This window comes from Dietzia sp. NPDC055877 (assembly GCF_053615975.1).
The window spans coordinates 29,369-55,615 of the sequence record NZ_JBSHCV010000009.1 but is presented as its reverse complement, the minus strand read 5'-3'; the positions used below and the strand labels follow the sequence as shown (position 1 = coordinate 55,615).

Sequence of the window (26,247 nt, the reverse complement as noted above, 5' to 3'; positions counted from 1 at the left end):
AATGACCACAGCTGTTACCGATCAGAGCACGACGGGCACGGCCGGTCTCACCGGCCGGGTCGCCCGCGTCCTGGGTGCGGTCGTCGACGTGGAGTTCCCGCGCGGCGCCCTCCCGGCCCTCTTCAACGCCCTCACCGCGGAGATCACGCTCGAGGCCGTCGCCAAGACCGTCACGTTCGAGGTCGCCCAGCACCTCGGCGACAACATGGTTCGCTGCATCTCGATGCAGTCCACCGATGGTCTCGTCCGTGGCGCCGAGGTCGTGGACTCCGGCAAGCCGATCTCCGTGCCCGTCGGAGACGTCGTCAAGGGCCATGTCTTCAATGCCCTCGGCGACTGCCTCGACGCTCCCGGCACCGGCCGGGACGGCGAGCAGTGGGGCATCCACCGTGAGCCGCCGGCCTTCGACCAGCTCGAGGGTAAGACCGAAATCCTCGAGACCGGTGTGAAGGTCATCGACCTGCTGACCCCGTACGTCAAGGGCGGCAAGATCGGTCTGTTCGGTGGCGCCGGCGTCGGCAAGACCGTTCTGATCCAGGAGATGATCACCCGTATCGCGCGTGAGTTCTCCGGCACGTCGGTGTTCGCCGGCGTCGGTGAGCGTACTCGTGAGGGCACCGATCTCTTCCTCGAGATGGAAGAGATGGGCGTGCTCCAGGACACGGCCCTGGTGTTCGGCCAGATGGACGAGCCGCCGGGGACCCGTATGCGCGTCGCCCTCTCGGCCCTGACGATGGCCGAGTACTTCCGTGACGTGCAGGGCCAGGACGTTCTGCTCTTCGTCGACAACATCTTCCGCTTCACGCAGGCCGGTTCCGAGGTCTCGACCCTTCTCGGTCGCATGCCGTCGGCTGTCGGTTACCAGCCGACCCTGGCGGACGAGATGGGCCAGCTGCAGGAGCGGATCACCTCGACCCGTGGTCGTTCGATCACGTCGCTGCAGGCGATCTACGTCCCCGCGGACGACTACACCGACCCGGCGCCGGCGACCACGTTCGCCCACCTCGACGCGACCACGGAGCTCTCCCGCTCCATCGCCTCGAAGGGCATCTACCCGGCCGTGGATCCGCTGACCTCGACGTCGCGGATCCTGGAGCCCGGCATCGTGGGTGAGAACCACTACCGCGTCGCGCAGGAAGTCATCCGGATCCTCCAGAAGTACAAGGAGCTCCAGGACATCATCGCGATCCTCGGTATGGACGAGCTCTCCGAGGAGGACAAGGTCACCGTCCAGCGTGCCCGCCGCCTCGAGCGCTTCCTGGGTCAGAACTTCCTCGTCGCCGAGAAGTTCACCGGTCAGGTCGGCTCCGTCGTTCCGCTGTCCGAGACCATCGAGGCCTTTGACAAGCTGTGCAAGGGCGAGCTCGATCACCTGCCCGAGCAGGCGTTCAACGGCATCGGCGGTCTCGACGACGTCGAGGCCGCCGCGAAGAAGCTCGCGGGGAAGTGACCGTAGAACATGGCTGCTGACATCGAAGTCGAGTTCGTCACTGTCGAGCGTCGTTTCTGGTCGGGGACCGCGAGCATGGTGGTCGCCAAGACCACCGAGGGCGAGATCGGTATCCAGGCCGGTCACGAGCCGCTGCTCGGCGAGCTGGACACCGGTGGCACCGTGACCGTGTACACCGACGAGGGCAAGAAGGTCGCCGCCGTCGAGGGTGGGTTCCTCTCGGTGACCGCCAACAAGGTGAGTATCCTCGGAGAAGCAGCGGCCTGGTCGGAGTCGATCGACCGTTCGGCCGCGGAGCAGGCGCTTGCGGATGCGGGCGACGACGCCGCCGCCGCAGCCGCTGCTCGGGGCCGTCTTCGCGCCATCGAGAAGGCGGGCGCCTAGCCCCACCAGGTCTCGACCGTCACAACGGCCGCGACCACCGGAAGGAGTTGAACAGATTGACGGCTCCCATCGAGGTTGTCCTCGGTGTCGTCGTCCTGCTCATACTCGCGCCGGTGGTCGCGGCCGTCGTGTATCGGCTGGTGTTCATCCGGCACAACTCCACTTCGGTGCTGACCCGGCAGACGGGTGAGGACACGTGGACCTACGGAGCCGTGCGGTACACGGACGCCGACGTGGCTTTCTATCGCCTGTTCAGCATCCGCTTCACACCGGATGTCCGACTGGACAGGCGCACGCTCGTTCTCGGGCGGCGCCGTCATCCGACGGGCTCGGAACTGGACGTGGCGGAGGCCGGCGAGATGATCGTCCCGTTCTCCGGTCGTGATCGCCGCGACCAGTTGGTCGAGGGCGACATCTGCCTGGGTCCGTCAGCGCTCACCGGGCTCCTGGCGTGGGTCGAGGCCTGCTCGACCGACCAGATACGTCCCAGGCGTCGCAGGCGCTGAATCCCGCTCGTCTCCGGCCACCCGTGCCGAACTCAGGAGGTTTTGTTGCGACTCGTCGTCGCCACCTGCCAGGTCGACTACGTCGGTCGGCTCACCGCCCATCTCCCCATGGCTCCGCGGCTGCTGTTGGTGAAGGCCGACGGATCGGTGAGTGTGCACGCCGATGACCGCGCATACAAGCCGCTCAACTGGATGACCCCGCCGTGCACCCTGAGTGAGCAGGATCATCCCGAGAACGAGGATCACCGCTTGTGGGTGATCGAGAACAAGGCCGGCGAGCAGCTACGCATCACCGTCGCGGAGATCCACCATGAGTCCCAGCACGAACTCGGGGTGGATCCCGGCCTGGTGAAGGACGGTGTCGAGGCTCATCTGCAGGAGCTGCTCGCGGAGCACATCGACACTCTGGGCCGTGGCTACAGCCTGATCCGCCGCGAGTACATGACCGCGATCGGCCCCGTGGACATCCTCGGACGCGACTCCGAGGGCACGACGGTCGCAGTGGAGATCAAGCGCCGCGGCGAGATCGACGGCGTCGAGCAGCTGACGCGCTATCTCGAGCTACTCAATCGTGATCCGCTGCTCGCGCCGGTCAACGGGATCTTCGCCGCGCAGGTGATCAAGCCCCAGGCGCGAACGCTGGCCGAGGATCGAGGTATCCGCTGCGTGACCCTTGATTACGACCGGCTACGCGGAACAGACTCCAACGACCTGCGCCTCTTCTGAGCGGGGTGTGCGGTGCCGAGACGACATCGACGCGCAGCCCGGGATCTACCCGCGCCGAGGCGTGAGGGGCTGGGTGGGGGAGCGATGGAGCCCGGGCCGGCGGGAGATCCGGACGGGTATCACGTACGGAGGATCCCCGGCGCCAGGGCGAGCAAGGACTATCGCTGCCCGGGATGCGACCAGCTGGTGATGTCGGGAACGGCACACGTCGTGGCCTGGCCGGACCGGCCTGGTGGCGACGATGAGCGGCGCCACTGGCATTCGGGATGCTGGAACGGTCGGTCCAGCCGGGGGCTCACCCGTCGCTGGAGTTGAAGCGAGGGGTCTCCGGCAGGGGCTCCTCGTTCGCGACGCCGGCCGGCAGCGGCTCCAGTCGTGCCCGTACAGAGGCCAGCTCGGCCAGGACGTCCTCACGTAGAGCACGGAGGCGCTCGGTGTGTGTCCGGGCGCGGCCCATGATGTCGTTCGCGCGCTGTTCCGCGTCACGCACGATCTCGTCCGCGCGGTCGCGGGCTTCAGACCGGAGCGCCTGGACTGCGCTCCTGGTCGCGGCACGCTGGGCGCGATCCTCGTCGAGGGATTCCTTTCGACGCAGGTTCGACGCTAGTCGGTGGTCCTCGTCGATCTGGTCGCGTCGCCGTGCGGCGACATCGTCCAGTCGCTTCGCCTCGCTCTCGGCCGAGCGGACGATCTCCGCAGCCCGGGCTCGCGCCGCGTCCAACGCCGCGTCGTGCTCGGCGCGGACAGCGTCGTTACGGGTGCGGACGGCGGAGAGCTCGGCTGCCGCCGACTCACGCATCCGCCACGCGTCCTCTTCAGCCTCGTTGAGAATCCGGTCGGCGTCGGAGTGTGCGTTGTCGCGCATCGATGCGGCCTCGGCCGTCGCGAGGGCGAGCATCGTGGACAGACGGTCGGACATCTGCTCGTTCGTCACCGGTGCGCGGCCCAACTCGGCGATCCGCGACTCCAGCTCGTCGACCTTGTCGCGGTGACGCTCGAGTTCCGCGGTGGCACGTTCGGCACGCTCCACCGCGGCGTCACGGTCGGCCCGCAGCAGCTCGGCTTCGGCTTCCAGTCGGGCGAGCGCCGCGGACACCTGTTCGCGGTCGAAGCCCTTCCGGACCACCGCGAAGGGCTGCACGGCCGATTCGGGAGTGTGCGTGCTCGGCATGTCACCACCCTAGCCGCGCAGCCCTCGTCGGCGCTCAGTGCTGATCGGCGGCCGGCTCCACGAGCTCGAGGAGGACACCGCCGGCGTCCTTGGGGTGGACGAAGTTGATGCGGGAGCCGGCGGTTCCGGTCTTCGGGGCCGGGTAGAGCACGCGCACTCCGCGTCCGGTCAGGTGGGCGGTGATCGCGTCGATGTCGGTGACCCGGACGGCCATCTGCTGGATCCCGGGGCCGTTGCGATCCAGGTATTTGGCGATGGTCGAGCTGTCGTCGAGAGGCGCCAGAACCTGGAGCAGGGCGCTGCCCGCGGGGCGGCCGGGGGAGCCGAGCATGGCCTCGCGGACGCCCTGCTCCTCGTTGACCTCCTCGTGGAGGTTCTCCATACCCAGGTTGTCCCGGTACCAGGCCACGGCCGCGTCGAAATCCGGGACCGCGACACCGACGTGATCGATGGCCACGACCAGTTCGGAAGGAAGAAGGGGCTGGCCTGCTGGGGTAGTAGTCATACCTTCCACGCTAGCCGGTCCGGGTCCACGGTAGTTTGGCGTGGATAACCATCACCCCTCGATCGGAAGGTGTCCCATGACCGCCGAGCCCACCCGCACCGTCATCGTCGCCGGTGCACGCACTCCGTTCGGTCGCCTGCAGGGCGGCCTGTCCTCCTTGTCCGCGGCCGAACTCGGCGGCATCGCGATCAACGCCGCCCTCGAGCGTGGCGGCGTCTCCGGTGAGGCCGTCGACCAGGTGATCATGGGGCAGGTGCTCTCCGCCGGAAACGGCCAGATGCCCGCGCGCCAGGCCTCGCTCGCCGCCGGACTCCCGAAGAGCATCGACGCGCTGAGCATCAACAAGATGTGCCTGTCCGGCCTGACGGCGATCGCGTTGGCCGACCAGGCCATCCGGTCCGGTTACTCCGAGGTGGTCGTCGCGGGTGGTCAGGAGTCGATGTCGCAAGCGCCGCACCTCCTGCCCAAGAGCCGGAACGGTTACAAGTACGGCTCGGTAGAGGTCCTCGACCACATGGCGTACGACGGGCTGCACGACGTCCCGACCGACCAGCCTATGGGGGCCCTCACCGAGGCCCGGAATGTCGAGCTGGAGATCACGCGTGAGCACCAGGACGAGTTCGCCGCGATCTCGCACCAGCGCGCCGCCGCCGCCTGGGCCGAGGGACGCTTCGCGGACGAGGTCGTCCCGGTGACCATCAAGGGGCGTAAGGGCGACACGGTCGTGGAGACGGACGAGGGCGTCCGGGCGGATTCCACCGCCGAGTCGATGTCGAAGCTCCGTCCCGCATTCGCCAAGGACGGCACCATCACCGCCGGTTCGTCGTCCCAGATCTCCGACGGCGCGTCGGCTGTGATCGTCACCTCCGCCGCCCGCGCCGAGGCGGAGGGCTGGCCGGTCCTAGCCGAGATCGTCGGCTACGGCACGGTCGCCGGGCCTGATTCGACCCTCCAGCACCAGCCCGCCGACGCGGTGCTGGACGCGTGCGAGCGCGCCGGTGTTGCGGTGTCGGACATCGATCTGTTCGAGTTCAACGAGGCCTTCGCCTCGGTGGGACTGCACTCGACCCGCATGCTGGACCTGGACGCGGACAAGGTGAACGTCAACGGTGGCGCCATCGCCCTTGGCCACCCGATCGGCGTGTCCGGTAACCGCGTCGTCCTCACCCTCGCCATGGAGCTCGCCCGCCGGGGCGGGGGTCTCGGAGCCGCGGCACTCTGCGGCGGCGGCGGCCAGGGAGACGCGCTCCTGATCCGGGTGCCCGCGGCCGGCTGACACCCTGAAGGCGGCGGCGTGGCAGGATCGGAGCCGTGACCAGACCAGGTAACCGTCCCCCGTCCGCCGCCGAGCAGAAGCTCGCGGCGTCGCTCGCCGGCGCCGTCGACCTCTCTGGGCTGAAGAGTCGCGCCGAGGCCCAGCGGGGCGCGGCCGCCGCCGGCCGTGCCCCAGGGCAGCCGGGCGGGGGTGGCGCCGACAGGGCCGGGGCGTCACGGGTGGAGGTGGACGAGGCGACCTTCGAGCAGGAGGTCCTCGTCCGCTCCACCCAGGTCCCGGTCATCATCGAGCTGGTCTCGCAGCGCGCGCCCACGGCGCTGACGGCGCTGCTGGCGGCCCTGGCGGATGAGGCGAACGGGGCCTGGGTCCATGCGACCGTGGACGTGGATGTGGCCCCCGGGATCGCCCAGGCGTTGCAGGCTCGTGCGGTGCCGTCGGTGTTCGCCATCGCGGGCGGCCGTCCGATCGCCGACTTCGAGGGGGAGCAGCCCGAGGAGGCGCTCCGCCAGTGGCTCGACGCCGTTCTGCGTGCCACGGAGGGAAAATTGAGCGGGCCGGTGCCGGACGCCGATGATCCCGAGGCGGAGGATGAGACGGACCCCGAGCTGGACGCGGCCGAAGAGGCGCTGTCCGAGGGGGACCTGGTCACGGCCGAGGAGCGGTTCTCGGCGCTGGTCGAGGCACGACCCGCGGACCACACGATCGTCGAGGCGCTGAGGTACGTCCAGGCCGGCAGGCGCGTGTCGGAGGAGACGGACACCGCGGAGGGGTCGGTTCCCGCCGCACTGCGGTCGGCGGACCTCATGCTGGTCGCGGCGGAGTACGACTCGGCGTTCTCGGTTCTGACAGATGCGATCAAGGTGCACTTCGGAGATGAGCGCCAGATCCTCCGGACCCGGCTGCTCGAGATCCTCGAGGCACTACCCGCGGACGACCCCCGGGTGCTCGTCGCCCGGCGGGAACTCGCGAGCGCCCTGTACTGACCGAGCCCGGAGCGGTGACCGCCGCCGGGAACCGCCACGCCCCCGAAATCTGGCGTGGTGCGCCCGGGGTCGTGCCGCGATCTAGCCGCTGTGGCGCAGCCACACCGTGGCCCGGGGCCCCACCGCCACGGTCGCCGAGTACGGACGCCCGTGGTGCCCCTGCTCGTACGAGCGCACCCCGCCCAGGTTCCCCACACCGGAGCCCTCGTAGAGCTCGGCGTCGGTGTTGAGGATCTCCTCCCACATACCGGCGGAGGGGAGCCCGATGCGGTAGTCGCGTAGCGGGCTTCCCGAGAAGTTCACGATGCAGGCCAGCGTGTTGCCGGCGTGATCGGTGCGTAGGAACGACAACGTGCTGTTGTCGGCGTCGTTGGCGTCGATCCAGGAGAATCCGGCCGGCTCGTCGTCGAGCACCCACAACCCCGGGTTGTCGGCGTATTCGGCGTTGAGATCGCGTACGCACGCGAGGATGCCGCGGTGGAACTCGCCCTCCCAGCCGTCCAGGTCATCCCAGACGACACCGCGGTCGGCGTCCCATTCGGTGGTCTGGCCGAACTCGAGGCCCTGGAACAGGAGTTTCTTTCCGGGGTGAGCCCACATGTAGGCGTACAGCCCGCGGATACCGGCGGCACGGTCCCATGCGGCACCCGGCATCCGCTCCCACATCGAGCCCTTTCCGTGGACCACCTCGTCGTGGCTCAGCGGCAGGACGAATCGTTCGCTCCAGGCGTACATCATCGAGAAGGTGATCTCGCCGTGGTGGTGCGTCCGGTAGAGGGGGTCCAGCGCCAGGTAGCGCAGGGTGTCGTTCATCCAGCCCATGTTCCACTTCATGGAGAAGCCGAGCCCGCCGGTCCCGGTGGGGGCGGTGACGCCTCCCCACGAGGTCGATTCCTCCGCGATGGTGAGGACCCCGGGATGTGCACGGTGCAGGGTCGCATTGACCTCCTGCAGCAGAGCGATCGCCTCGAGGTTCTCCCGGCCACCGTGCAGATTGGGCTCCCACTGGCCTTCGTCGCGCGAGTAGTCCAGGTAGAGCATCGAGGCGACGGCATCCACGCGCAGCCCGTCGACATGGAACTCCTCGGCCCAGAACAGGGCGTTGGCGACGAGGAAGTTCCGAACCTCGTGTCGGCCGAAGTCGAACACGTACGTGCCCCAGTCCGGTTGCTCGCCCCTCCGTGGATCCGGGTGTTCGTACAGTGGGGTGCCGTCGAAGCGGCCGAGTGACCACTCGTCCTTGGGGAAGTGAGCGGGAACCCAGTCCACCAGCACGCCTATCCCACGCGAGTGGAGGTGGTCGATGACGTAGCGCAGGTCGTCCGGCGATCCGAACCGGCTGGTGGGTGCGTAGTAGGACGACACCTGATAGCCCCACGAGCCACCGAACGGGTGCTCGGCGACGGGCATCAGCTCCACGTGTGTGAAGCCGGTCTCCGCCACGTGGTCGGCCAACTGGTGTGCGAACTCCCTGTAGCCGAGTCCGGGACGCCATGAACCGATGTGCACCTCGAGCACGGCCATCGGCGACCGCGAGTGGTCGCGGGTCGCGCGGGCGGCGATCCACTCGGCGTCGTTCCATTCGTACTCGGAGGTGAACACCCTGGAGGCCGTGGCCGGGGGCACCTCGGTCGCGGAGGCCATCGGATCGGCGTGGTCGACGGTTCCCCCGTCGGCGCCCCGCACGCAGTACTTGTAGTGGGCGCCGTCCCGGACGCCGGGGACGAACAGTTCCCACACCCCGGATGAGCCGATCGACCGCATGGGCAACGCGGCGGGATTCCACGCACAGAAGTCGCCCACCACGCTCACACCGCGCGCATTGGGTGCCCACACCGCGAACGAGGTTCCCGTGACGGCCCCGCCGGGGGTGTCGTAGGTGCGGACGTGCGCGCCCAGGACGGTCCACAGCCGCTCGTGCCTGCCCTCACCGATCAGGTGTAGGTCCACGTCGCCGAGCGTCGGCAGGAACCGGTACGCGTCGGCGACGATCCGACTGTGGCCGTCCGGGTACGACACCCGGTAGCGATAGTCGGGGAGGTCGGCATCCGGAAGCGATGCCCCGAACATCCCGTGTCCGAGCGGGGACATGGGCACAGTGCGGCCGTCGACGAGGATCTCCACCGCCACCGCTCCGGGCTGCATCGTGCGGATGACGCTACCGCTGCCGTCCCGGTGCGCGCCGAACACGGAGTGCGGATCGTGATGGGTGCCCGAGCGGAGTCGAGCTAAGGCCTCGTCGGGGAACGGGGCCGGCGCGGGAGTGCCTGCTCCGGCGGCCATGTCGGGCTGAGAGGGTTGCGTCTCGTGGTGCTGTGCCATCGGTGTGCCTCTAATCCACGATGTGCGTGCGGTAGGACAACTCGACCCTACGTGCCGGGTCGCAGGGCGGGACCACGACGATGTGGGCGACCGCCGACCAGGGCTCGAGCCGGACGAAGTTGCTAGATCCCCAGTGGAACTCGGATCCGGTGACCTCGTCGCGGACGCTGAAGCGCGCGTCGGCCGGGTAGCCCATCGCCTCCATGTCGAGCGTCAGCGTGCCCTCCTGCGCGCCCTGCGAGTCGAGGGAGACCACCGTGAGGACGCAGTCCCCGGTGGCCGGGTCCAGCTTGGAGTAGGCGACGATCTGATCGTTGTCCACGGCGTGGAAGCGGAGGGTCCGCAACTGCTGTAGAGCCGGATGGTCGCGGCGGATGCGGTTGAGTGTCCGGATCCATGGCGCGAGCGACTGGCCGGCGTTCTCGGCAGCGGCGAAGTCCCGGGGCCGGAGCTCGTACTTCTCGGAGTCCATGTACTCCTCGCTGCCCGCGGCGACGGGCTGCCACTCATAGAGTTCGAAGCCGGAGTAGACACCCCACGCGGGGGAGAGGGTGGCCGCGAGTGCCGCCCGGATGGCGAACATCGCCGGGCCGCCCCGCTGCAGGGATTCGTGGAGGATGTCCGGGGTGTTGGTGAACATGTTGGGGCGCGCCTCGTCGACATGCTCGAGAAGCTGTTCGCAGAACTCCACGAGCTCGGCCTTGGTGGTCTTCCAGGTGAAGTAGGTGTACGACTGCGAGAAGCCGCGCCGGGCCAGGCCGAAGAGGCGGGCCGGCCGGGTGAAGGCCTCGGACAGGAACAGCACGTCCGGCTCGGTCCGCTTGACCTCGCTGATGAGCCGGTGCCAGAAGTCGCCCGGCTTAGTGTGGGGGTTGTCCACGCGGAAGATGCGGACCCCGAGTGCGGTCCAGTGACGGACGACCCGCAGGACCTCGGCGAAGATGCCCTCGGGATCGAGGTCGAAGTTGATCGGGTAGATGTCCTGGTACTTCTTAGGTGGGTTCTCGGCGTAGGCGATGTGTCCGTCCGGCAGGACCGTGAACCACTCCGGGTGGGCCTGCGCCCACGGATGGTCGGGCGCGCACTGCAGCGCCAGGTCGAGGGCTATCTCGACCCCGCGTTCAGCCGAGTACTCGACGAGGTCACGGAAGTCGTCGATCGTGCCGAGGTCGGGAAGGACGCGATCGTGACCCCCCTCGGAGGAGCCGATCGCCCACGGGGAACCGACATCGTCAGCCTCCGGGGTGAGCGTGTTGTTGCGGCCCTTCCGGTTGACCCTCCCGATCGGATGTATCGGGGGCAGGTACGCCACATCGAAGCCGAGGTCGGCGGCGTGGTCGATGGCCGAACGCGAGGTGCGGAACGTCCCGTGCACGGGACGACCATCCGAGTCGCGACCGCCGGTCGACCGGGGGAAGAACTCGTACCACGAACTGAACTGGGCCGCGCGCCGGTCGACCCACACGCGATGGGTCCGCCCGACCGTGACGAGCTCGCGGACCGGGTCGGTGGCCAGGGCTTCTGCGACCGGCCCGGAGAGAGCGGTCGCGGTGCGGGCGCCCGCGTCTCCGCGGCCCCGCAGATCGGCCGCAGCGCGGGTCAGTAGTCCGGAGTGGTCGGAACGGCCGGCTGCCGTGGCGCGCCCGATCGCGGTGTCGAGGACGCGGGCGCCGACTTCCAGCTCGTTGCCGAGCTCGTCCGCGTCCTGCCCGGCCGCCATCTTCTTGACGATGCCGCTGCGCCAGGTGGCGAAGGGATCGGACCACGCCTCGACGCGGAACGACCACATCCCGGGCGAGTCGGTCAGCAGGAGTGCGTGCATGGTGTCGGGCTCGGTACCGGGCACCATCGTGGTGCGGGTGGCGGCACCGCCCGGACGACGGACGACCACCGTGGCCGACAGCGCGTCGTGGCCCTCGCGCCACACCACGGCCGAGATCGGCAGCACCTCGCCCACAACGGACTTGGAGGGGAACCTCCCGCATGCGACGAGGGGGAGGACCTCGTCGATGGCCAGACGGTCGTTCACGTCGGTGCTCCTCTCGGCTGCTGAACCGCCATGGCGGGCGGCGTTACCCCCTCGACGCTAGCGAAGGCGGGGCGTTCCGGGAGCCGGGTCACCTCCGGTTCATCTGTCGGGGCCGTGTTCCTCGCCACCCCGCTCCCCGATACGGGGTTAGATGGGCGCCGTGAGCACCGTGATCGACATCGACCCAGACCTCGTCCTCGACCTCAGGGACGTCTCGCTACGCCGCGACGGCACGAACCTCGTCGGGCCACTGACCTGGCAGGTGGAGTTGGACGAACGATGGGTGGTGCTGGGGCCCAATGGTGCGGGCAAGACGTCGCTGCTCAAGATCGCCGCCGCGCTCGAGTACCCGAGCACCGGGACCGCCGTGATCCTCGGCGAGCAGCTCGGCCGGACCGAGGTGACCGAGCTCCGTAGCCGCCTGGGGCTGTCCTCGGTCGCGGTCGCCGGCCGCATCCCGGGTGACGAGGTAGTGCAGGATCTGGTGGTCTCCGCCGGTTACGCGGTCCTGGGCCGGTGGCGTGAGCAGTACGACCGTCAGGATTTCGACCGTGCCGCGGACACCCTCGAGTCGATCGGCGCGGAGCACCTCGCGGAGCGGACCTGGGGCACCCTGTCGGAGGGTGAGCGCAAGCGGGTGCTCATCGCCCGCGCGCTGATGACCGACCCGGAACTGCTGCTCCTGGACGAGCCGGGCGCGGGGCTGGACCTGGGCGGCCGCGAGGATCTCGTCGCGCGGCTCGGGGACATGGCGATGGATCCGGACGCGCCCGCGACGGTCCTGGTGACCCATCACGTCGAGGAGATCCCCCCGGGCTTCACCCACGCGATGTTGCTGTCGGAGGGCGAGGTCACGGCGATGGGGCTGATCGACGACGTGATCACCTCGGAGAATCTCAGCCGGGCCTTCTCTCAGTCGATCGTCGTGGACGAGATCGACGGCCGTTATTTCGCGCGCCGCTCCCGCCGTGCCGGCCGGCATCGACGGGCATGACGACCCCGCCCGCGCCGTTCGACCCCGCGGCCGTCCCGATCCGTGAGGCCGCGACGGTCGCCCTGATCAGAGATTCGAGGGTCGGGGGCGGAGTGGAGGTATTCCTGCAGCATCGCGTGCCCACGATGCAGTTCGCCGCGGGTATGTCGGTGTTCCCCGGCGGCGGTGTGGAGCCGCGGGACTACCGCGGTACCCGCGCGTGGCGCGGCCCGGAGGCGCGGTGGTGGGCGAGCCGCTTCGCCATCGGCGAGGAGCGCGCGGCCGCCGCGGTGCGGGGTGTCGCGCGGGAACTGTTCGAGGAGACGGGGGTCCTGCTCGCCGAGACCGAAACCGAACCCGAGCCCACACCGTCCGATCAGCCGGGCCACGCCGAGCGTCGCGCGCTCGACGCCGGCGAGGGGGACCTGGACGGTCTGCTGGCGCAGCACGGGCTGGTCCTGTCGGCGCATCTGTTGCGCCCGTGGGACCGGTGGACCACGCCGCTCGGCCCACCGCGCCGTTACGACACGCTGTTCTTCGTGGCGGCCCTGCCCGAGGGCGCCGAGCCGGACGCGGTCACGAGCGAGGCGCGGGCCGCCGAGTGGATCCGGGCGGAGGACGCGGCACTGGCGGGCACCCTGGGCCACCTGGGAATGCTCCGTCCGACGCTGCACGTGGTCTCGGACCTGGCCACGGCAGCGAATGTGGCCGAGGTCCTGGAGTGGGCGCGGACGATCGCGCCGGGCGGGAACTAGAGTGCGCTCGTGACCCCGGAGGATCTGGATTTTCTGCGCACCGACGCCGGACGGGCCCTGCTCGACCTCGCCGCCGGGCTCGACTTCTCCCGCGCTCACACGGTCGCCTCGACGGCGGCCGTCCGGCGCGCGGATCCCGAGCACGCGGCCGCGGCGATCGACGTGGTGACCGCGCGGTCGCGCGCCGTCGGCCGCATCCGGGGCGCGGAAAGGATGCTGCTCACTGACGAGGCGGTCCAACAGGCCACCGCCTGGCCCGTGGCGGCGCTGCGTGCGCGCCGCCTCGCCGGTCGCGACGTCCACGACGTGACCTGTTCGGTCGGGGCCGAGCTCGCGGAGTTGGTGCGTACCGCCGGGCGGGTGGTGGGCTCGGATCTGGATCCGGTGCGTGCGCGGATGGCCGCACACAACGTGCCGGACGCGCTGGTCTGTGTGGCCGACGCACTGTGCCCGCCGACGCGGGATGCCGTGGTGGTGGCGGACCCCGCGCGTCGGTCGGGCGGGCGGCGGATCCACGACCCGGCGCAGCTCAGCCCTTCGCTGCCGGCGCTGTTGGTGGCCGTCGCCGAGCGTGATCACGTGATCAAGTGCGCGCCCGGCCTCGACGTCTCGACGCTGGGGCACCGCGGAGCGGTGGAGGTGGTGTCGCTGGACGGGTCCGTGCGCGAGGCGTGTCTGTGGTCGCCGGGTCTGTCCGGCGGGGTGGGCCGTAGGGCCACGGTGGTGCGCACGTCGCCGGTCGACGCGCCGGGTCCGTGGGGTGCGCCGTGGATGAACGCGGACGGGGTCGCGGTCCACGTGGAGGAGGTGACCGATGGGGACGACGACGACGTCGACGCCTCCGGGGAACCGGACCGGTTCATCGTGGATCCGGACGGGGCCGTGGTCCGGGCGGGGCTGGTGCGGCACTGGGCCCGCCGACACGGGCTCCGGCAGTTGGACGCCCGGATCGCGCATCTGACCGGTCCGCGGATCCCGGGCGGGTACTCGGGCTTCGAGGTTCTCGACCGCTGCCGACTCGACCGCAAGGAGCTGCGCCGCGTCCTGCGCGAACGGGACTGCGGGTCGCTGGAGATCCTCGTCCGGGGAGTCGACGTGGACCCCGACACGCTGCGCCGCTCGCTCGCGCTGAAGGGGTCCCGGCCGCTGGCGCTCGTGGTGACACGCATCGAGCGGTCGGCGGTGGTCTTCGTGTGCGGACCGCGCACCCGCGCCGCGGACTAGTCGAAGACGTAGACCGCGCCGAGCCCGGTGGTCAGCATGATGCGGCCGTCGGAATCGATGCTCAGCCCGGACACCGGGCCGCCGGCCGCCGGCACCTCGATGCGGTGCAGGGTCTCGCCGCTGCCACCGTCGAGGAGGTGCACGGCGATTCCGGGCACGCCGTCGGCCCCGTCGGTGCGCACCGCGACCAGCACCCTGCCGTCCTCGGTCGCCGCCGGGTTGGTCAGCTGCTGCAGATCGTCGCGCCGCCAGAGTTCGCGGCCGGAGCCGTCTTCCCCGTGGATGGCCACGACGGGTGACGGGCCGGCGTCGTCGTCGTGGTCGTCGTCGGTTCCCTTCCACATCGTCGTCGTGCGGCCTCCGGTGACCAGGGTCCCGTCCGGCAGCAGGGCCGGGGGCAGGTCCGGGCGGTAACCCACCGGTACCGACCACAACCGCGAGCCGTCGACGGCGGAGTAGGCGGCGAGGTCACCGTCGCGCGAGTGCACGTAGACCTCGCTCCGATCGTTCGACAGCACCGTCGGCACACCGAGGCGGCCGTCCGTCAGCGGCGCGCGCCAGAGCACCTCGAGGGCGCCGTCGACCGCGGCGGAGTCATCCGCGTTGTAGCGGAAGGCCACCAGTTCCGGTTCGTCGGCGGCGGGGGTCCACACGGTGACGTACGCGGTGGCCGACGAGGTGTCCACGGCGGCAGGGCCCGGCACGGGGCAGCCACGTTCGCCGATGCCGCACCACGGCAGTCCGTAGCCGCGATCATCGGTGCCGATCCGGCCCGCCAACCGCAGGTCGGGCGAGGCGTCCAGTCCCGTGTGTGCGTTGACGACCTTCGTGGCCCCCTGATGGGTGATCACCAGCAGGTGACGGTTGTCCAGCAACGTCACGGTGGTCGGCGTACCCCGGGTGGGCAGGAACCAGCGGTTCTCACCCTCCGACGCGACCGCGCCCACCCCGCCGAACATGGGCACGAACAACGACCCGCGGCCGTCGACGGTCGCCGTGATCCGCGGCCCGTCGGTGGGCAACCGCGTGCACCACCGCTTGCGGCCGTCGTCGGCGGAGAGGGAGAACAGATTACAGCCGCGCTCGGAGATCGTGGCCTGGAACGACGAGCCGATGCCGTCGGAGGAGGCGACGCCGATCGCCGGGGCGCCCAACGTGCGGGACCACAGCAACTCCGGGGCCTGCGACACGGAGGCGTGGGCCCGGCCCGAGTTGGGCGGGCCGCCTGTCACCGACGACCAGCTGGCGGCCTGCGGCAGGCGCGCATCGCCGCTCTCGGTGTGGGAGGTGCAGCCGGCGAGAAACGCCACCGCGAGAGCGGCGACGCCCAGTGCCCGCGCGACGCGCGGTGTCGTTGCCGGTCCCACAGATCCCCCCTCGTCCGCACTCCCGTGGTGAGAGTCACCGAATGAGACTAGTCGGCACCCCGGCACCCGCTGTGACGGACGCTCCGACGGAGGTGCCGACCGCGGGGGGAATCGGCGCGATCGGACCGCAGCCGGGCGGGCCCGCCATTACGGTGGCCGACATCACGACCGTCCCGACGAGAGGCTAACCACCCGCGATGACTGCTGATTCCGGACTTGATACCGCTCTGAGCCCGCTGGGTTTCCTCGAGAAGGCGGCCAGGGTGGTGCCCCACGCGATCGCGGTGGTGGACGGCCCCCGGCGCCAGACGTACGCCGAGTTCGCGGAACGGGCCACACGGATGGCCTCGTTGTTGAAGATGCGCGGCGTCGCGCGGGGCGACCGGGTCGGTGTGCTCGCGCCGAACTCGGCGGAGGCGCTGCTGGCGCAGTTCGGTGTCCCGCTCGCCGGTGGCGCGGTGGTCGCGCTCAACACCCGGCTCGCGCCCGCGGAGATCGCCTACATCGTCGACCACGCGGGCATCGAGGTCCTGATCGCCGACGCCGAACTGCTCGCGGGGCTCGGGGACGAGGTGCCCGAGCAGTTGCGCCTCATCCTCATCGCGCCCGACGCCGACGGTACCCAGCCCGACCCGGCCCGCTTCGGGCCCGTGTCCGAGGCGCTCGAGGAGGCGTTGGAGCTGGCCTCGCCGCGGGCCGTGCCCTGGACCGTCGACGACGAGGACTCGGTCATCGCCGTCAACTACACGTCCGGGACCACGGGCCGCCCCAAGGGCGTCATGTACACCCACCGCGGTGCCTACCTCAACGCACTGGGCGAGATCGTCACCCAGAAGCTCGACGCCGAGTCGCGCTACCTGTGGACACTGCCGATGTTCCACTGCAACGGGTGGTGCACCACGTGGGCGCTCACGGGCGCGCTCGGCACCCATGTGTGCCTGCGGGCGGTCCGCGGCGAGGACATCTGGCGGCTGTTCGACTCCGAGGGCGTCAACAGGCTCGCCGGCGCCCCGGCGGTGCTGTCCACGATCGCCGACGACCCGGCGGCCCGGCCCGTGGAGGGCATCAGCATGGTGACCGCCGGCGCCCCGCCGTCACCGACCATCCTGCGGCGGTTCGAGGACCTGGGTATCGACGTGACGCAGGTCTACGGCCTCACCGAGACCTACGGGCCGTTCACGGTGTGCACCCCCCAGCCCGACTGGGCTGACCTCGAGCCGGATGCGCGGGCTGCGCTCAAGTCCCGCCAGGGCGTGGCGATGATCCACGCCGACACCGTGCGCGTGGTCGAACGGACCTCCCCGGGTGAGACGACCCTGGTCGACGTGCCCGCGGACGGAGTCACGATGGGCGAGGTGGTCATGACCGGCAACGGCGTCATGAAGGGGTATTTCCAGGACCCCGACGCCACCGCCACCGCGTTCGCCGGCGGATGGTTCCACTCCGGGGACCTCGGCGTGATGCACCCGGACGGCTACGTCCAGCTCCTCGACCGGGCCAAGGACGTCGTGGTCTCCGGCGGCGAGAACATCTCGACGATCGAGGTCGAACAGGCGATCGCCTCACACCCGGACGTCGTGGATTGTGCGGTCGTCTCGATGCCCGACGAGAAGTGGGGGGAGCGGCCCAAGGCGTACGTCGTGGTGCGGCCCGGTTCCGAGCTCGACGAGGCGGGTCTGATCGAGCACTGCCGGACCAGGATCGCGCGGTACAAGGTGCCCGGGGCGGTGGAGCTCACCGAGGCGTTGCCGCGGACCTCGACGGGCAAGGTCCGAAAGAACGAACTGCGAGACGCCGCCTGGTCGGGCTGGGAGAAGCGCATCAACTGACGGCCCCGACACACCCTCTGCGGGCAGGGTGACGTTATTCTGTGTCGCAGGACCATAATCCGGTGTATTCCGCCGCACCTGACGGACCACACCCAGCCCCGACTCGCAGGAGGTCGACGCAGGCCCATGACGAACATCGTCGTACTGATCAAGCAGGTTCCCGATACGTACTCCGAGCGCAAGCTCTCCGATGGGGACTTCACCCTGGACCGCGAGGCCGCCGACGCGGTTCTGGACGAGATCAACGAGAAGGCCGTCGAGCAGGCTCTCCAGATCAAGGAGGCCGACGGTGGCGAGGTCACCGTCCTGTGTGCCGGTCCGGACCGCGCCACCGAGGCGATCCGCAAGGCGCTGTCGATGGGTGCCGACAAGGCCGTCCACCTCAACGACGAGGCGCTGCACGGCTCCGACGTCGTCCAGACCTCGTGGGCTCTCGCCAACGTCCTGGGCACCATCGAGGGCACCGAACTGGTGGTCTGCGGTAACGAGGCCACCGACGGCCGTATGGGCGCGCTCCCGGCCATCCTCGCCGAGTACCTCGGACTGCCGCACCTGACCCACATGCGGACCCTCGAGGTCTCCGGTGGCGTCGCCAAGGGCGAGCGCGAGACCGATGAGGGCGTCTTCGAGGTCGAGGCACAGCTGCCCTGCGTCGTGTCCGTCGGCGAGAAGATCAACGAGCCGCGCTTCCCGTCGTTCAAGGGGATCATGGCGGCCAAGAAGAAGCCGGTCGAGACCCTGACCCTGGCCGACACCAACGTCGAGGCCGGGCAGGTCGGCAAGGACAACGCCGCCTCCACCGTCACCGCTTCGACCCCCAAGCCGCCGCGCACCGCGGGCGAGAAGGTCACCGACGAGGGCGAGGGCGGCAACGACGTCGCCAAGTACCTCGTCGCGCAGAAGCTCATCTGACCCGAGCTCAACCGACCGACTCATCCCAGACTTTTCAAGGAGAATCCACCATGGCTGAAGTCCTCGTCGCGGTCGAGCATGTCGACGGCGAACTCAAGAAGGTCACCCTCGAGCTGCTGACCGCCGCCCGCGCGCTCGGCGAGCCGTCCGCTGTCGTGTTCGGTGAGTCCGGCTCCGCTGCCGCTCTCACCGACGCCCTCAAGGAGGCCGGCGCGGAGAAGATCTACGTCGCCGAGGGCGATGCGGTCCAGAACTTCCTCGTCACCCCGAAGGTCGACGTCCTGGCCGGTCTTGCCGAACAGGGCGCCGCCGCAGTGCTGCTCGCCGCCACGTTCGAGGGCAAGGAGGTCGCCGGACGACTGGCGGCCCGTACCGGCTCCGGCATCCTCGGCGACGTCGTCGAGATCCGTGAGGACGGCTCCGCCGTCCACTCGATCTTCGGTGGCGCGTACACCGTCGAGGCGACCGTCTCCGGCGACACCCCCGTCTACACCGTGCGCCCGGGCTCCGTCGAGGCCACCCCGGCCGCCGGGGCCGGCGAGGTCGTCGAGGTCCAGGTCCCGGAGCCCGAGAACGCCGCCAAGGTGATCTCGAGCAACCCGATCGTCGGCGGCGACCGCCCCGAGCTCACCGAGGCCACCGTCGTGGTCGCCGGTGGCCGTGGCGTCGGTTCGGCAGAGAAGTTCGAAGAGGTCGTCGAGCCGCTCGCCGATTCTCTCAAGGGTGCCGTCGGCGCGTCGCGTGCCGCGGTCGACTCGGGCTACTACCCGGGCCAGTTCCAGGTCGGTCAGACCGGTAAGACGGTCTCGCCGCAGCTGTACATCGCCCTGGGCATCTCCGGCGCCATCCAGCACCGCGCCGGTATGCAGACCTCCAAGACGATCGTCGCCGTCAACAAGGACGAAGAGGCCCCGATCTTCGAGATCGCGGACTACGGCATCGTGGGCGACCTGTTCAACGTCGCCCCGCAGCTCACCGAGGCCATCAACGCCCGCAAGTGAGCCGCGTCTGAGCACTGACGCCCCGGCGTCGACGTGCTCCCACTGAACCCCGACACCCCTGCGGTGCCGGGGTTCAGTGCGTTCGGGCGTATCCTTGCCTGCGATATGCGCACCACCCGTCCCGTCCACTATCTGGACCACGCCGCGACCACTCCGATGCGACCGGCGGCCGTCGCCGCCTACACTGAGGCCGCCTCGACCGTGGGCAACGCCTCGTCGCTCCACGGTTCCGGTCGGCGCGCGCGACGGCGCGTCGAGGAAGCCCGGGAACTGCTTGCGCACCACCTGGGTTGCCGACCCTCTGAGGTGGTGTTCACCTCCGGCGGGACCGAGGCCGACAACCTGGCCGTCATCGGTCTGGCGACAGCCTCGTCCGGTGACGTGGTGGCCGTCGGCGCCGCCGAGCACCACTCGGTCCTCGATGCCGCGGAACACCTGACCACCGGGCGCGGCGGGCGCAAAGACGTCCGTGTCCTGCCCGTCGACTCGCGCGGTGTGGTGCTGGCGGGGACCGTGCGCGACCTCGCGGGCGAGGTCGGGCCCCGGCTCGCACTGGTCGCGACGATGCTGGCCAACAACGAGATCGGCAGCATCACCGACGTGGCGGCGGTCGCCGGGCCCGCGCGCGCCGTGGGCGCGTCGGTCCACACCGACGCGGTGCAGGCGGTCGGACACGTTCCCGTGGACTTCGAGGCGCTCGGAGTGACCTCGATGAGCCTGTCCGCGCACAAGTTCGGCGGCCCGCTGGGCGTCGGCGCACTGTTGCTCGACCGCGGCGCGGAGATCGAGCCCATCGGATTCGGCGGGGGACAGGAACGGGACCTGCGTTCCGGCTCCGTCGATGTGCCCGGGGTCGTGGCCATGGCGGCGGCGCTCGACGAGGCGGCCCGGGAGATGGAATCCGAGGCCCGGCGACTGTCCGGCCTACGTGACCGGCTCATGGAGGGCGTCCGCGCCACCGTCCCCGGGGTCATCGCCAACGGCGGGGGAGACCGACTCCCGGGGATCGCGAATCTCACCTTCCCCGGATGCTCCGGGGAGTCGCTGATCCTGCTGCTGGATGCCGCCGGGATCGAGTGCTCGACGGGCTCGGCCTGCACGGCCGGTGTCGCCGAGCCCAGTCACGTCCTGCTGGCCGCCGGGGCCGACGAGGCGGCAGCGCGCAGCAGCCTACGGCTGAGCTTGGGATACACCACCACGGAGGCTGACGTGGACGCCACGATCGCCGCCCTCGGGCCGGCGGCCGAGCGGGCCCGCGTCGCCGGACTCGGGCTGTCCCGCGCAGGGGCGGGGGCGTCATGAGGGTTCTCGCCGCGATGAGCGGCGGAGTGGACTCCGCGGTGGCGGCCGCGAGAGCGGTCGCCGCCGGACACGACGTGGTGGGCGTGCACCTGGCGCTCAGCGCCGACCCGGCCACCCTGCGGACCGGTTCCCGCGGCTGCTGTTCCCGGGAGGACGCCGGTGACGCCCGACGCGTAGCCGACCTGCTGGGCATCCCGTTCTACGTCTGGGACTTCGCCGAGCGATTCCGCGCGGACGTGATCGACGACTTCGTCGACTCCTACGCCAGAGGGGAGACCCCCAACCCGTGCCTGCGCTGCAACGAGCGCATCAAGTTCGAAGCCCTGCTGGAGCGGGGAATGGCGCTGGGCTTCGACGCGGTGGCCACCGGCCACTACGCGCGGCTCTCGCACGAGGAACTCGCGGACGGTTCGACCCGGCCGGTCCTGCGTCGCGCGATCGACGAGGCGAAGGACCAGTCCTACGTTCTGGGCGTCCTCACGCCACGACAGCTGGCCCACTCGATGTTCCCCCTCGGGGACACCCACAAGTCCGAGATCCGGGCGGAGGCGGACGCGGCCGGCCTGCCGGTGGCGTCCAAGCCGGACAGTCACGACATCTGCTTCATCCCCTCCGGGGACACGCAGGCCTTCCTCGGCGCCCACATCGGACTGCGGCCGGGCGCCGTGGTGGACGCGGACTCCGGCGATGAACTCGGCCGGCACGACGGCGTCCACGGCTTCACCATCGGCCAGCGCAAGGGACTCGGACTGCCGGGCCCCGCGCCGGACGGACGCCCCCGGTACGTGACGGCGATCGACGCGGACAGCGGGACCGTCACCGTCGGCGGAGCCGATCATCTGCTCTCGGCAGCGATGACCGCCACCTCGCCGTACTGGTTGGTCGACGACGATATCCGGGAGACCGACTGTCGGATCCAGATCCGGGCACACGGTGAGGCGACCCCGGGCCACGTCCGGCGCGTCGGCGAAGGTCCGGACGCCCGCCTCGAGATCACCCTCGACGAGCCGGTGCGTGGCGTGGCGCCCGGCCAGGCCGCCGTGCTCTACCGCCCCGAGCCGGAGGGCGACCGCGTCCTGGGTAGCGGGACGATCTCGGTCGCGCGCCCGGCGGCGGGGGCTCCGTGAGCACGGTGGCCCCGGTGGCCCCGGCCCACACCGGCCCCGGCCCGATGCCGGGCAGCGACCCCCGGGAAGCCGCCCGGATCGTGATGGGCGAATGTCCCGGCCTGCCCTTCCTGCCCGAGTTGCCCGGGCGCGGGCCGGGCGCCGACCTGGCCGGCCGCTCACTCGCGATGCTGGCGGACCTGCCGGTCGACATCTCGCCGCGTGGCTGGCGGCTGGCGCAGTCACGGGGACGGCTGGCGCGCGTTGCCGCGGACCTGGTGGATCGTGACGGCGACGCCCTCGAGGAAGCCGACGAGCTGGCCCGCGACCCTGAATCCGAGCCCCTTGCCGCAGAACGGCGGCTCCAGGTCCGGGTGGTGGGTCCCTGGACGCTCGCGGCGGGCCTCGAGTTACCGGGCGGTCTACCGGTGTTGACCGACCGCGGGGCGAGGCGGGACCTGGCGGCCTCGCTCGCGGAGGGCTCCGCGGCGTGGGCGGCTCGACTCGCGGGACGGATGCGCGCGGGGGCCCGAATCGTGCTGGACGAACCGATGCTCTGGCGGGTCGCGGCAGGGACGGTTCCCGCCCCGAGCCACTTCGATCCGATTCCGCCCGTGCCCGTCGAGCAACTCGCGCTGGCGTTGTGTCGATTCGCGGACGCGCTGAGGGCCGCCGGGGCGGACGAGGTCCTGTTGCGGGTACCCACCACGTCCGGGCCCGAGGCGCCGGCCCTGTTCACCGCCTTCGCCGAGACACCTCGCGGCGAGACCCCGCTCGACGGTCTGTGTCTCGATGCTGCGCCCCTCTATGCGGCGCGTTCACACGACGCCCTCGACGCGGCGGGGACGGTGCTCGGCGACGGACGCATCCTGCAACTGGAGGGCGCCGCGGGAGTCGGTCGGCCGATCGCCGACCGGGCCGCGGCCGAACAGGCGGCGAACGCTCTTCTCGGTCTGCTCGACCGACTGGCCGCGCCCCGGTACGAGAGCCTGGCGAGGCTCGTGCTCACACCGACCGAAGGCCAGGTGGCCCGGGATTCGAGCGCCACCACCCGTGCCCTGGCCGGCGTCCGTCAGATGGCCGAGATCGCTCCGCACATCGCCGAGTAGCGTCCGAGGGCGGGCACGGCCGCGATATCAGACCGCGGCCAGCGGCCATGCGATGTTGACTCCCGAGGCGTCCTTGCCGGTTCGCTCGAGGTAGGCGGCGAAGTCCCGCTGCCGTTCCTCGTGCCATCGGGCCTGCTGCTCGTTGACCTCTCGCCAGTCCGTACCGGCGAGATCCGGGAGTGCGCCGAGCAGTTTCCACGCGAGCCTTGCTGCGGCCAGCGCGTCGGCGGACGCCTCATGCGCGTTCTCCAGGCGTACACCGTGGATCTCGCAGACCGCTTCCAGCGTGCGCTTGCCCTTGCGATACGGGTCGGTCGCCCGGTCCACCACGAACGGGTCGAGGACAGGCCCGAGGATCTCGAAGGTGGGGTCCCAGCGGCGCAGGATGGTCAGATCGAAACACGCGTTGAAGGCCACCAGGGTCCGGCCCTCGCGCCAGCCGCGGCGGATGCCGGCCACCGTCTCGGCGATCACGTCGGCATGCAGGCGGCCGTTTGCCCGCGCGTGTTCGGTGGTGATCCCGTGGACCGCCGTGGCACCCTCGGGAATCTCCACACCCGGGTCCGCGAGCCAGGTGCGTTCGTGTTTACGGGCACCGTCGATGGCCAGTAATGCCGACGTGACCACATGTGCTGTCCGGGGGTCGGGACCGGTGGTCTCGAGGTCGAACGCCAGCAGACGGGTGCGGTCGATGGTGCCGGGGGCCTGGATATCGTTTGTCATGGTCATACCGTAGGGCAGCACTCCGACAATCCGGTTGCGGGCAGGACTAACCTGTCCACGTGAGCGAACCCGTCGATATCAGTGAGCCCGCCGGCACCGGGGACATCCCGCCCGAGGTGCGGCATTCGTGGAACGAGCTTGCAGAAACCGTCCGCGATCATCAGTTCCGGTACTACGTCAAGGACGCGCCGATCGTCTCCGATGCGGAGTTCGACAAGCTGTTCGTGCGACTGCAGGAGCTCGAGGAGCGCCACCCGGGACTGCGGGGTGCGGACTCGCCCACGCAGCTCGTCGGTGGTGGCTTCTCCACGGACTTCGCACCGGTCGAGCACCTCGAGCGGATGACGAGTCTGGACAACGTGTTCTCCGAGGACGAGCTCCGTGACTGGATCGCCTCCGCAGTTGAGCAGGCCAACGTCGCCGAGGACGCGTTGCCGTTCCTCTGCGAGGTCAAGATCGACGGCGTCGCGCTGGACCTCGTCTACCGCGAGGGCAAGCTCGTCAGCGCCGCCACCAGAGGGGACGGCCGCACCGGCGAGGACGTAACGCTCAACGCGCGGACGATCGACGACATCCCGGTGGCCCTGACCGCGACTCAGGACCGGCCGGTGCCCGCCCTGCTCGAGGTCAGGGGGGAGGTGTTCTTCCGCCTGGAGGACTTCTCCGACCTCAATGCCGGGCTCGTCGCGGAGGGCAAGGCCCCGTTCGCCAACCCCCGGAACAGCGCAGCGGGATCGCTGCGGCAGAAGAACCCGGCGATCACGGCCCGGCGCCGCCTCCGGATGTACTGCCACGGGCTGGGCGCGGTGGAGGGCGCGACCTTCGACAGCCTTCACGATGTCTATCTCGCCCTCGCCGACTGGGGACTGCCCGTCTCGCCCTACACCGCGCCGGCCACCGGAACAGATGCCGTCCTCGAGCGGGTCCGGTACTGGGGAGAGCACCGCGGCGATCCAGAGCACGAGATCGACGGACTCGTGGTGAAGATCGACGACAGGGCGGTCCAGCGGCGCCTCGGCCAGACCTCACGTGCGCCGAGATGGGCGATCGCGTTCAAGTACCCGCCGGAAGAGGTCATGACCCGACTGCTCGACATCCGGGTCTCGGTGGGGCGGACCGGGCGCGTGACCCCGTTCGCGTACATGGAGCCGGTGCTCGTCGCCGGGTCGACGGTGTCGCTGGCCACTCTGCACAACCAGACCGAGGTGATCCGGAAGGGCGTCCTCATCGGGGACACGGTGGTCATACGCAAGGCGGGCGACGTGATTCCGGAGGTGCTGGGGCCCGTCGTGGATCGACGGGACGGGAGTGAGCGCGAGTTCGTCTTCCCCGAACGGTGCCCCGAATGCGATACCGTGCTGGCGCCGGCCAGGGAAGGCGATGCCGACTGGAGGTGTCCTAACCAGCGATCTTGTCCTGCGCAATTGCGCGAGCGACTGTTCTACCTGGCCTCCCGCAACGCCCTGGACATCGAAGCGCTCGGGTACGAGGGTGCATCGGATCTTCTCTCCAGTGGGGTGCTGGAGAACGAGGCCACACTCTTCGACCTCACCGAGGCGGACCTGCTCCGGACTGATCTCTACACCCGTACCGACAAGGCAACCAAGAAGCAGATCGAGGGTGGTGCCGAACCCCAACGGACAGTCCTCACCGAGAACGGCCGCAAGTTGCTGGCCAACCTCGCCACCGCCAAGCAGCGCCCACTGTGGCGCGTGCTTGTCGCGTTGTCGATCCGGCACGTCGGCCCGACCGCGGCCAGGGCGCTCGCGACGCGTTTCGGCACCATGGAGGCCATCCGCGCGGCGAGCCAGGAGGAGTTGGCGGAGACGGACGGGGTAGGCGGCACCATCGCCACATCGGTGGTCGAGTGGTTCGACGTCGACTGGCACAGGGAGATCGTCGACCGGTGGGCGGCAGCCGGGGTCTCGATGGCGGACGAACGGGACGAGTCGATCCCGCGCACGCTGGAGGGGCTGACGATCGTCGCGACCGGATCGCTCGAGGGCTTCACCCGGGACGGGATCAAGGAGGCGATCATCTCCCGCGGAGGCAAGGCGTCGGGCTCGGTGTCCAGGAAGACCGACTATGTGGTGGTGGGGGACAACCCCGGATCGAAGGCCGCAAAGGCGGAGGAACTCGGACTGACGATCCTCGACGAGGCCGGGTTCGTCGAGCTTCTCGCAAGCGGCCCCGCCCCCGACGGCGCCGCGGAGGATTCGGCCGGGTGACGCCGGCGACGCCCCTGCTCCAGTTTCCCTGGCCGCTCGTGTTCGGGGCCGCGGTTGGTCTGGTGTTCGCGGTCGGCATCAGTTTCTGGAGTCTCCGGAGCAGGGGAGCGCCGGGCATCGTCGCGCTCGTAGCCACAGCACTGACGGGTGCGTCGGCCGGTGCGTTCCTTACGCTGCTGTGGCTCTGGATGGTCCCTATGTCCAGACCCGCGGCCTGCCTCTATTCGTGCGCGGAGATGCAGTTCCTGTCGAACGAGCAGTTCCGGCAGATGATGATCATGATCGATCTGGCGTGGATCCTGCCGGTGGCAGCCCTGTTTTTCGCGGCGATCGCCGCCTGGGCGAGGAAACTGGGCTGACAGTTCT

General features: G+C 70.2%; 24 protein-coding genes. 18 read left to right on the top strand and 6 right to left on the bottom strand.

All coding sequences use genetic code 11. The features are described 5' to 3' along the window. The first annotated feature begins 1 nt into the window (after position 1). The 5 genes from atpD to ACWGLC_RS11150 are packed head-to-tail and all read left to right on the top strand — an operon-like array spanning position 2 to position 3,381. The gene (atpD, locus tag ACWGLC_RS11170) at positions 2-1,450 is read left to right on the top strand and encodes a F0F1 ATP synthase subunit beta (RefSeq protein ID WP_452099975.1); all 1,449 of its coding nucleotides are present in this window, start codon (positions 2-4) and stop codon (positions 1,448-1,450) included. 9 nt (positions 1,451-1,459) lie between these two features. Further along, positions 1,460-1,834 (top strand): F0F1 ATP synthase subunit epsilon, encoded by a 375-nt coding sequence (locus tag ACWGLC_RS11165; RefSeq protein ID WP_230930371.1) that lies wholly within the window; start codon positions 1,460-1,462, stop codon positions 1,832-1,834. A 56-nt stretch (positions 1,835-1,890) separates the two neighbouring features. After that, positions 1,891-2,340, top strand: coding sequence for a DUF2550 family protein (locus tag ACWGLC_RS11160; protein ID WP_452099974.1), 450 nt, complete (start codon positions 1,891-1,893; stop codon positions 2,338-2,340). A gap of 45 nt (positions 2,341-2,385) precedes the next feature. Continuing rightward, on the top strand, positions 2,386-3,066 hold the full coding sequence (gene nucS, locus ACWGLC_RS11155; RefSeq protein ID WP_295649474.1) for an endonuclease NucS: 681 nt from the start codon (positions 2,386-2,388) through the stop codon (positions 3,064-3,066). Between the two features lie 12 nt (positions 3,067-3,078). Continuing rightward, on the top strand, positions 3,079-3,381 hold the full coding sequence (locus tag ACWGLC_RS11150; protein ID WP_452099973.1) for an ATP/GTP-binding protein: 303 nt from the start codon (positions 3,079-3,081) through the stop codon (positions 3,379-3,381). Here ACWGLC_RS11150 and ACWGLC_RS11145 read toward each other — a convergent pair. Next, the gene (locus tag ACWGLC_RS11145; RefSeq protein ID WP_452099972.1) at positions 3,362-4,237 is read right to left on the bottom strand and encodes a hypothetical protein; all 876 of its coding nucleotides are present in this window, start codon (positions 4,235-4,237) and stop codon (positions 3,362-3,364) included. The two genes, ACWGLC_RS11150 and ACWGLC_RS11145, sit on opposite strands and share 20 nt — an antisense overlap. 34 nt (positions 4,238-4,271) lie before the next feature. Next, positions 4,272-4,742, bottom strand: a complete 471-nt coding sequence (mce, locus tag ACWGLC_RS11140) for a methylmalonyl-CoA epimerase (protein ID WP_452099971.1) — start codon at positions 4,740-4,742, stop codon at positions 4,272-4,274. A 76-nt stretch (positions 4,743-4,818) separates the two neighbouring features. On the opposite strand from mce, the gene ACWGLC_RS11135 reads away from it, so the two are divergent. Then, complete coding sequence (locus tag ACWGLC_RS11135) at positions 4,819-6,018, top strand: acetyl-CoA C-acetyltransferase (protein WP_230928683.1); 1,200 nt, start codon at positions 4,819-4,821, stop codon at positions 6,016-6,018. A gap of 35 nt (positions 6,019-6,053) precedes the next feature. Beyond that, positions 6,054-7,001: a tetratricopeptide repeat protein gene (locus ACWGLC_RS11130; protein WP_452099970.1), complete on the top strand. Its 948-nt coding sequence runs from the start codon at positions 6,054-6,056 to the stop codon at positions 6,999-7,001. Between the two features lie 81 nt (positions 7,002-7,082). On the opposite strand, the gene glgB is transcribed toward ACWGLC_RS11130, so the two are convergent. Next, positions 7,083-9,284, bottom strand: a complete 2,202-nt coding sequence (glgB, locus tag ACWGLC_RS11125) for a 1,4-alpha-glucan branching protein GlgB (protein ID WP_452100020.1) — start codon at positions 9,282-9,284, stop codon at positions 7,083-7,085. A 49-nt stretch (positions 9,285-9,333) separates the two neighbouring features. Then, complete coding sequence (locus ACWGLC_RS11120; RefSeq protein ID WP_452099969.1) at positions 9,334-11,352, bottom strand: maltotransferase domain-containing protein; 2,019 nt, start codon at positions 11,350-11,352, stop codon at positions 9,334-9,336. A gap of 151 nt (positions 11,353-11,503) precedes the next feature. Between ACWGLC_RS11120 and ACWGLC_RS11115 the strand changes: the two genes are divergently transcribed. From ACWGLC_RS11115 to ACWGLC_RS11105, 3 genes are read left to right on the top strand one after another with little or no spacing between them, the layout of a single operon-like run. Continuing rightward, positions 11,504-12,346, top strand: a complete 843-nt coding sequence (locus ACWGLC_RS11115; RefSeq protein ID WP_344993195.1) for an ABC transporter ATP-binding protein — start codon at positions 11,504-11,506, stop codon at positions 12,344-12,346. Next, positions 12,343-13,080: an NUDIX hydrolase gene (locus ACWGLC_RS11110; protein WP_452099968.1), complete on the top strand. Its 738-nt coding sequence runs from the start codon at positions 12,343-12,345 to the stop codon at positions 13,078-13,080. The genes ACWGLC_RS11115 and ACWGLC_RS11110 overlap by 4 nt, the downstream gene beginning before the upstream one ends. Before the next feature lie 9 nt (positions 13,081-13,089). Next, positions 13,090-14,304, top strand: a complete 1,215-nt coding sequence (locus ACWGLC_RS11105) for a THUMP-like domain-containing protein (RefSeq protein ID WP_452099967.1) — start codon at positions 13,090-13,092, stop codon at positions 14,302-14,304. Here the strand turns inward: ACWGLC_RS11105 and ACWGLC_RS11100 are convergent. Next, positions 14,301-15,671, bottom strand: a complete 1,371-nt coding sequence (locus tag ACWGLC_RS11100) for an outer membrane protein assembly factor BamB family protein (RefSeq protein WP_452099966.1) — start codon at positions 15,669-15,671, stop codon at positions 14,301-14,303. The two genes, ACWGLC_RS11105 and ACWGLC_RS11100, sit on opposite strands and share 4 nt — an antisense overlap. A gap of 197 nt (positions 15,672-15,868) precedes the next feature. Here ACWGLC_RS11100 and ACWGLC_RS11095 point away from each other — a divergent pair, with 197 nt between their 5' ends. From ACWGLC_RS11095 to ACWGLC_RS11070, 6 genes are all read left to right on the top strand, one after another. Continuing rightward, positions 15,869-17,500: an AMP-binding protein gene (locus ACWGLC_RS11095; RefSeq protein WP_452099965.1), complete on the top strand. Its 1,632-nt coding sequence runs from the start codon at positions 15,869-15,871 to the stop codon at positions 17,498-17,500. A gap of 126 nt (positions 17,501-17,626) precedes the next feature. Next, a complete protein-coding gene (locus ACWGLC_RS11090; protein ID WP_230928691.1) occupies positions 17,627-18,412 on the top strand; it encodes an electron transfer flavoprotein subunit beta/FixA family protein in 786 nt (261 codons plus the stop codon). 50 nt (positions 18,413-18,462) lie between these two features. Next, the gene (locus tag ACWGLC_RS11085) at positions 18,463-19,413 is read left to right on the top strand and encodes an electron transfer flavoprotein subunit alpha/FixB family protein (RefSeq protein ID WP_230928692.1); all 951 of its coding nucleotides are present in this window, start codon (positions 18,463-18,465) and stop codon (positions 19,411-19,413) included. A gap of 105 nt (positions 19,414-19,518) precedes the next feature. Next, on the top strand, positions 19,519-20,715 hold the full coding sequence (locus ACWGLC_RS11080) for a cysteine desulfurase family protein (protein WP_452099964.1): 1,197 nt from the start codon (positions 19,519-19,521) through the stop codon (positions 20,713-20,715). After that, a complete protein-coding gene (gene mnmA / locus ACWGLC_RS11075) occupies positions 20,712-21,842 on the top strand; it encodes a tRNA 2-thiouridine(34) synthase MnmA (RefSeq protein WP_452099963.1) in 1,131 nt (376 codons plus the stop codon). Before ACWGLC_RS11080 ends, mnmA begins: the two co-directional genes overlap by 4 nt. After that, a complete protein-coding gene (locus tag ACWGLC_RS11070; protein ID WP_452099962.1) occupies positions 21,839-22,930 on the top strand; it encodes a cobalamin-independent methionine synthase in 1,092 nt (363 codons plus the stop codon). The genes mnmA and ACWGLC_RS11070 overlap by 4 nt, the downstream gene beginning before the upstream one ends. Positions 22,931-22,957: 27 nt before the next feature. On the opposite strand, the gene ACWGLC_RS11065 is transcribed toward ACWGLC_RS11070, so the two are convergent. Beyond that, the gene (locus ACWGLC_RS11065) at positions 22,958-23,653 is read right to left on the bottom strand and encodes an exonuclease domain-containing protein (RefSeq protein ID WP_452099961.1); all 696 of its coding nucleotides are present in this window, start codon (positions 23,651-23,653) and stop codon (positions 22,958-22,960) included. Positions 23,654-23,712: 59 nt separating this feature from the next. Here ACWGLC_RS11065 and ligA point away from each other — a divergent pair, with 59 nt between their 5' ends. Both ligA and ACWGLC_RS11055 read left to right on the top strand, forming a co-directional pair. Beyond that, positions 23,713-25,881, top strand: coding sequence for an NAD-dependent DNA ligase LigA (ligA, locus tag ACWGLC_RS11060; RefSeq protein ID WP_452099960.1), 2,169 nt, complete (start codon positions 23,713-23,715; stop codon positions 25,879-25,881). Continuing rightward, the gene (locus ACWGLC_RS11055; protein WP_452099959.1) at positions 25,878-26,240 is read left to right on the top strand and encodes a hypothetical protein; all 363 of its coding nucleotides are present in this window, start codon (positions 25,878-25,880) and stop codon (positions 26,238-26,240) included. Before ligA ends, ACWGLC_RS11055 begins: the two co-directional genes overlap by 4 nt. Positions 26,241-26,247 lie beyond the last annotated feature (7 nt).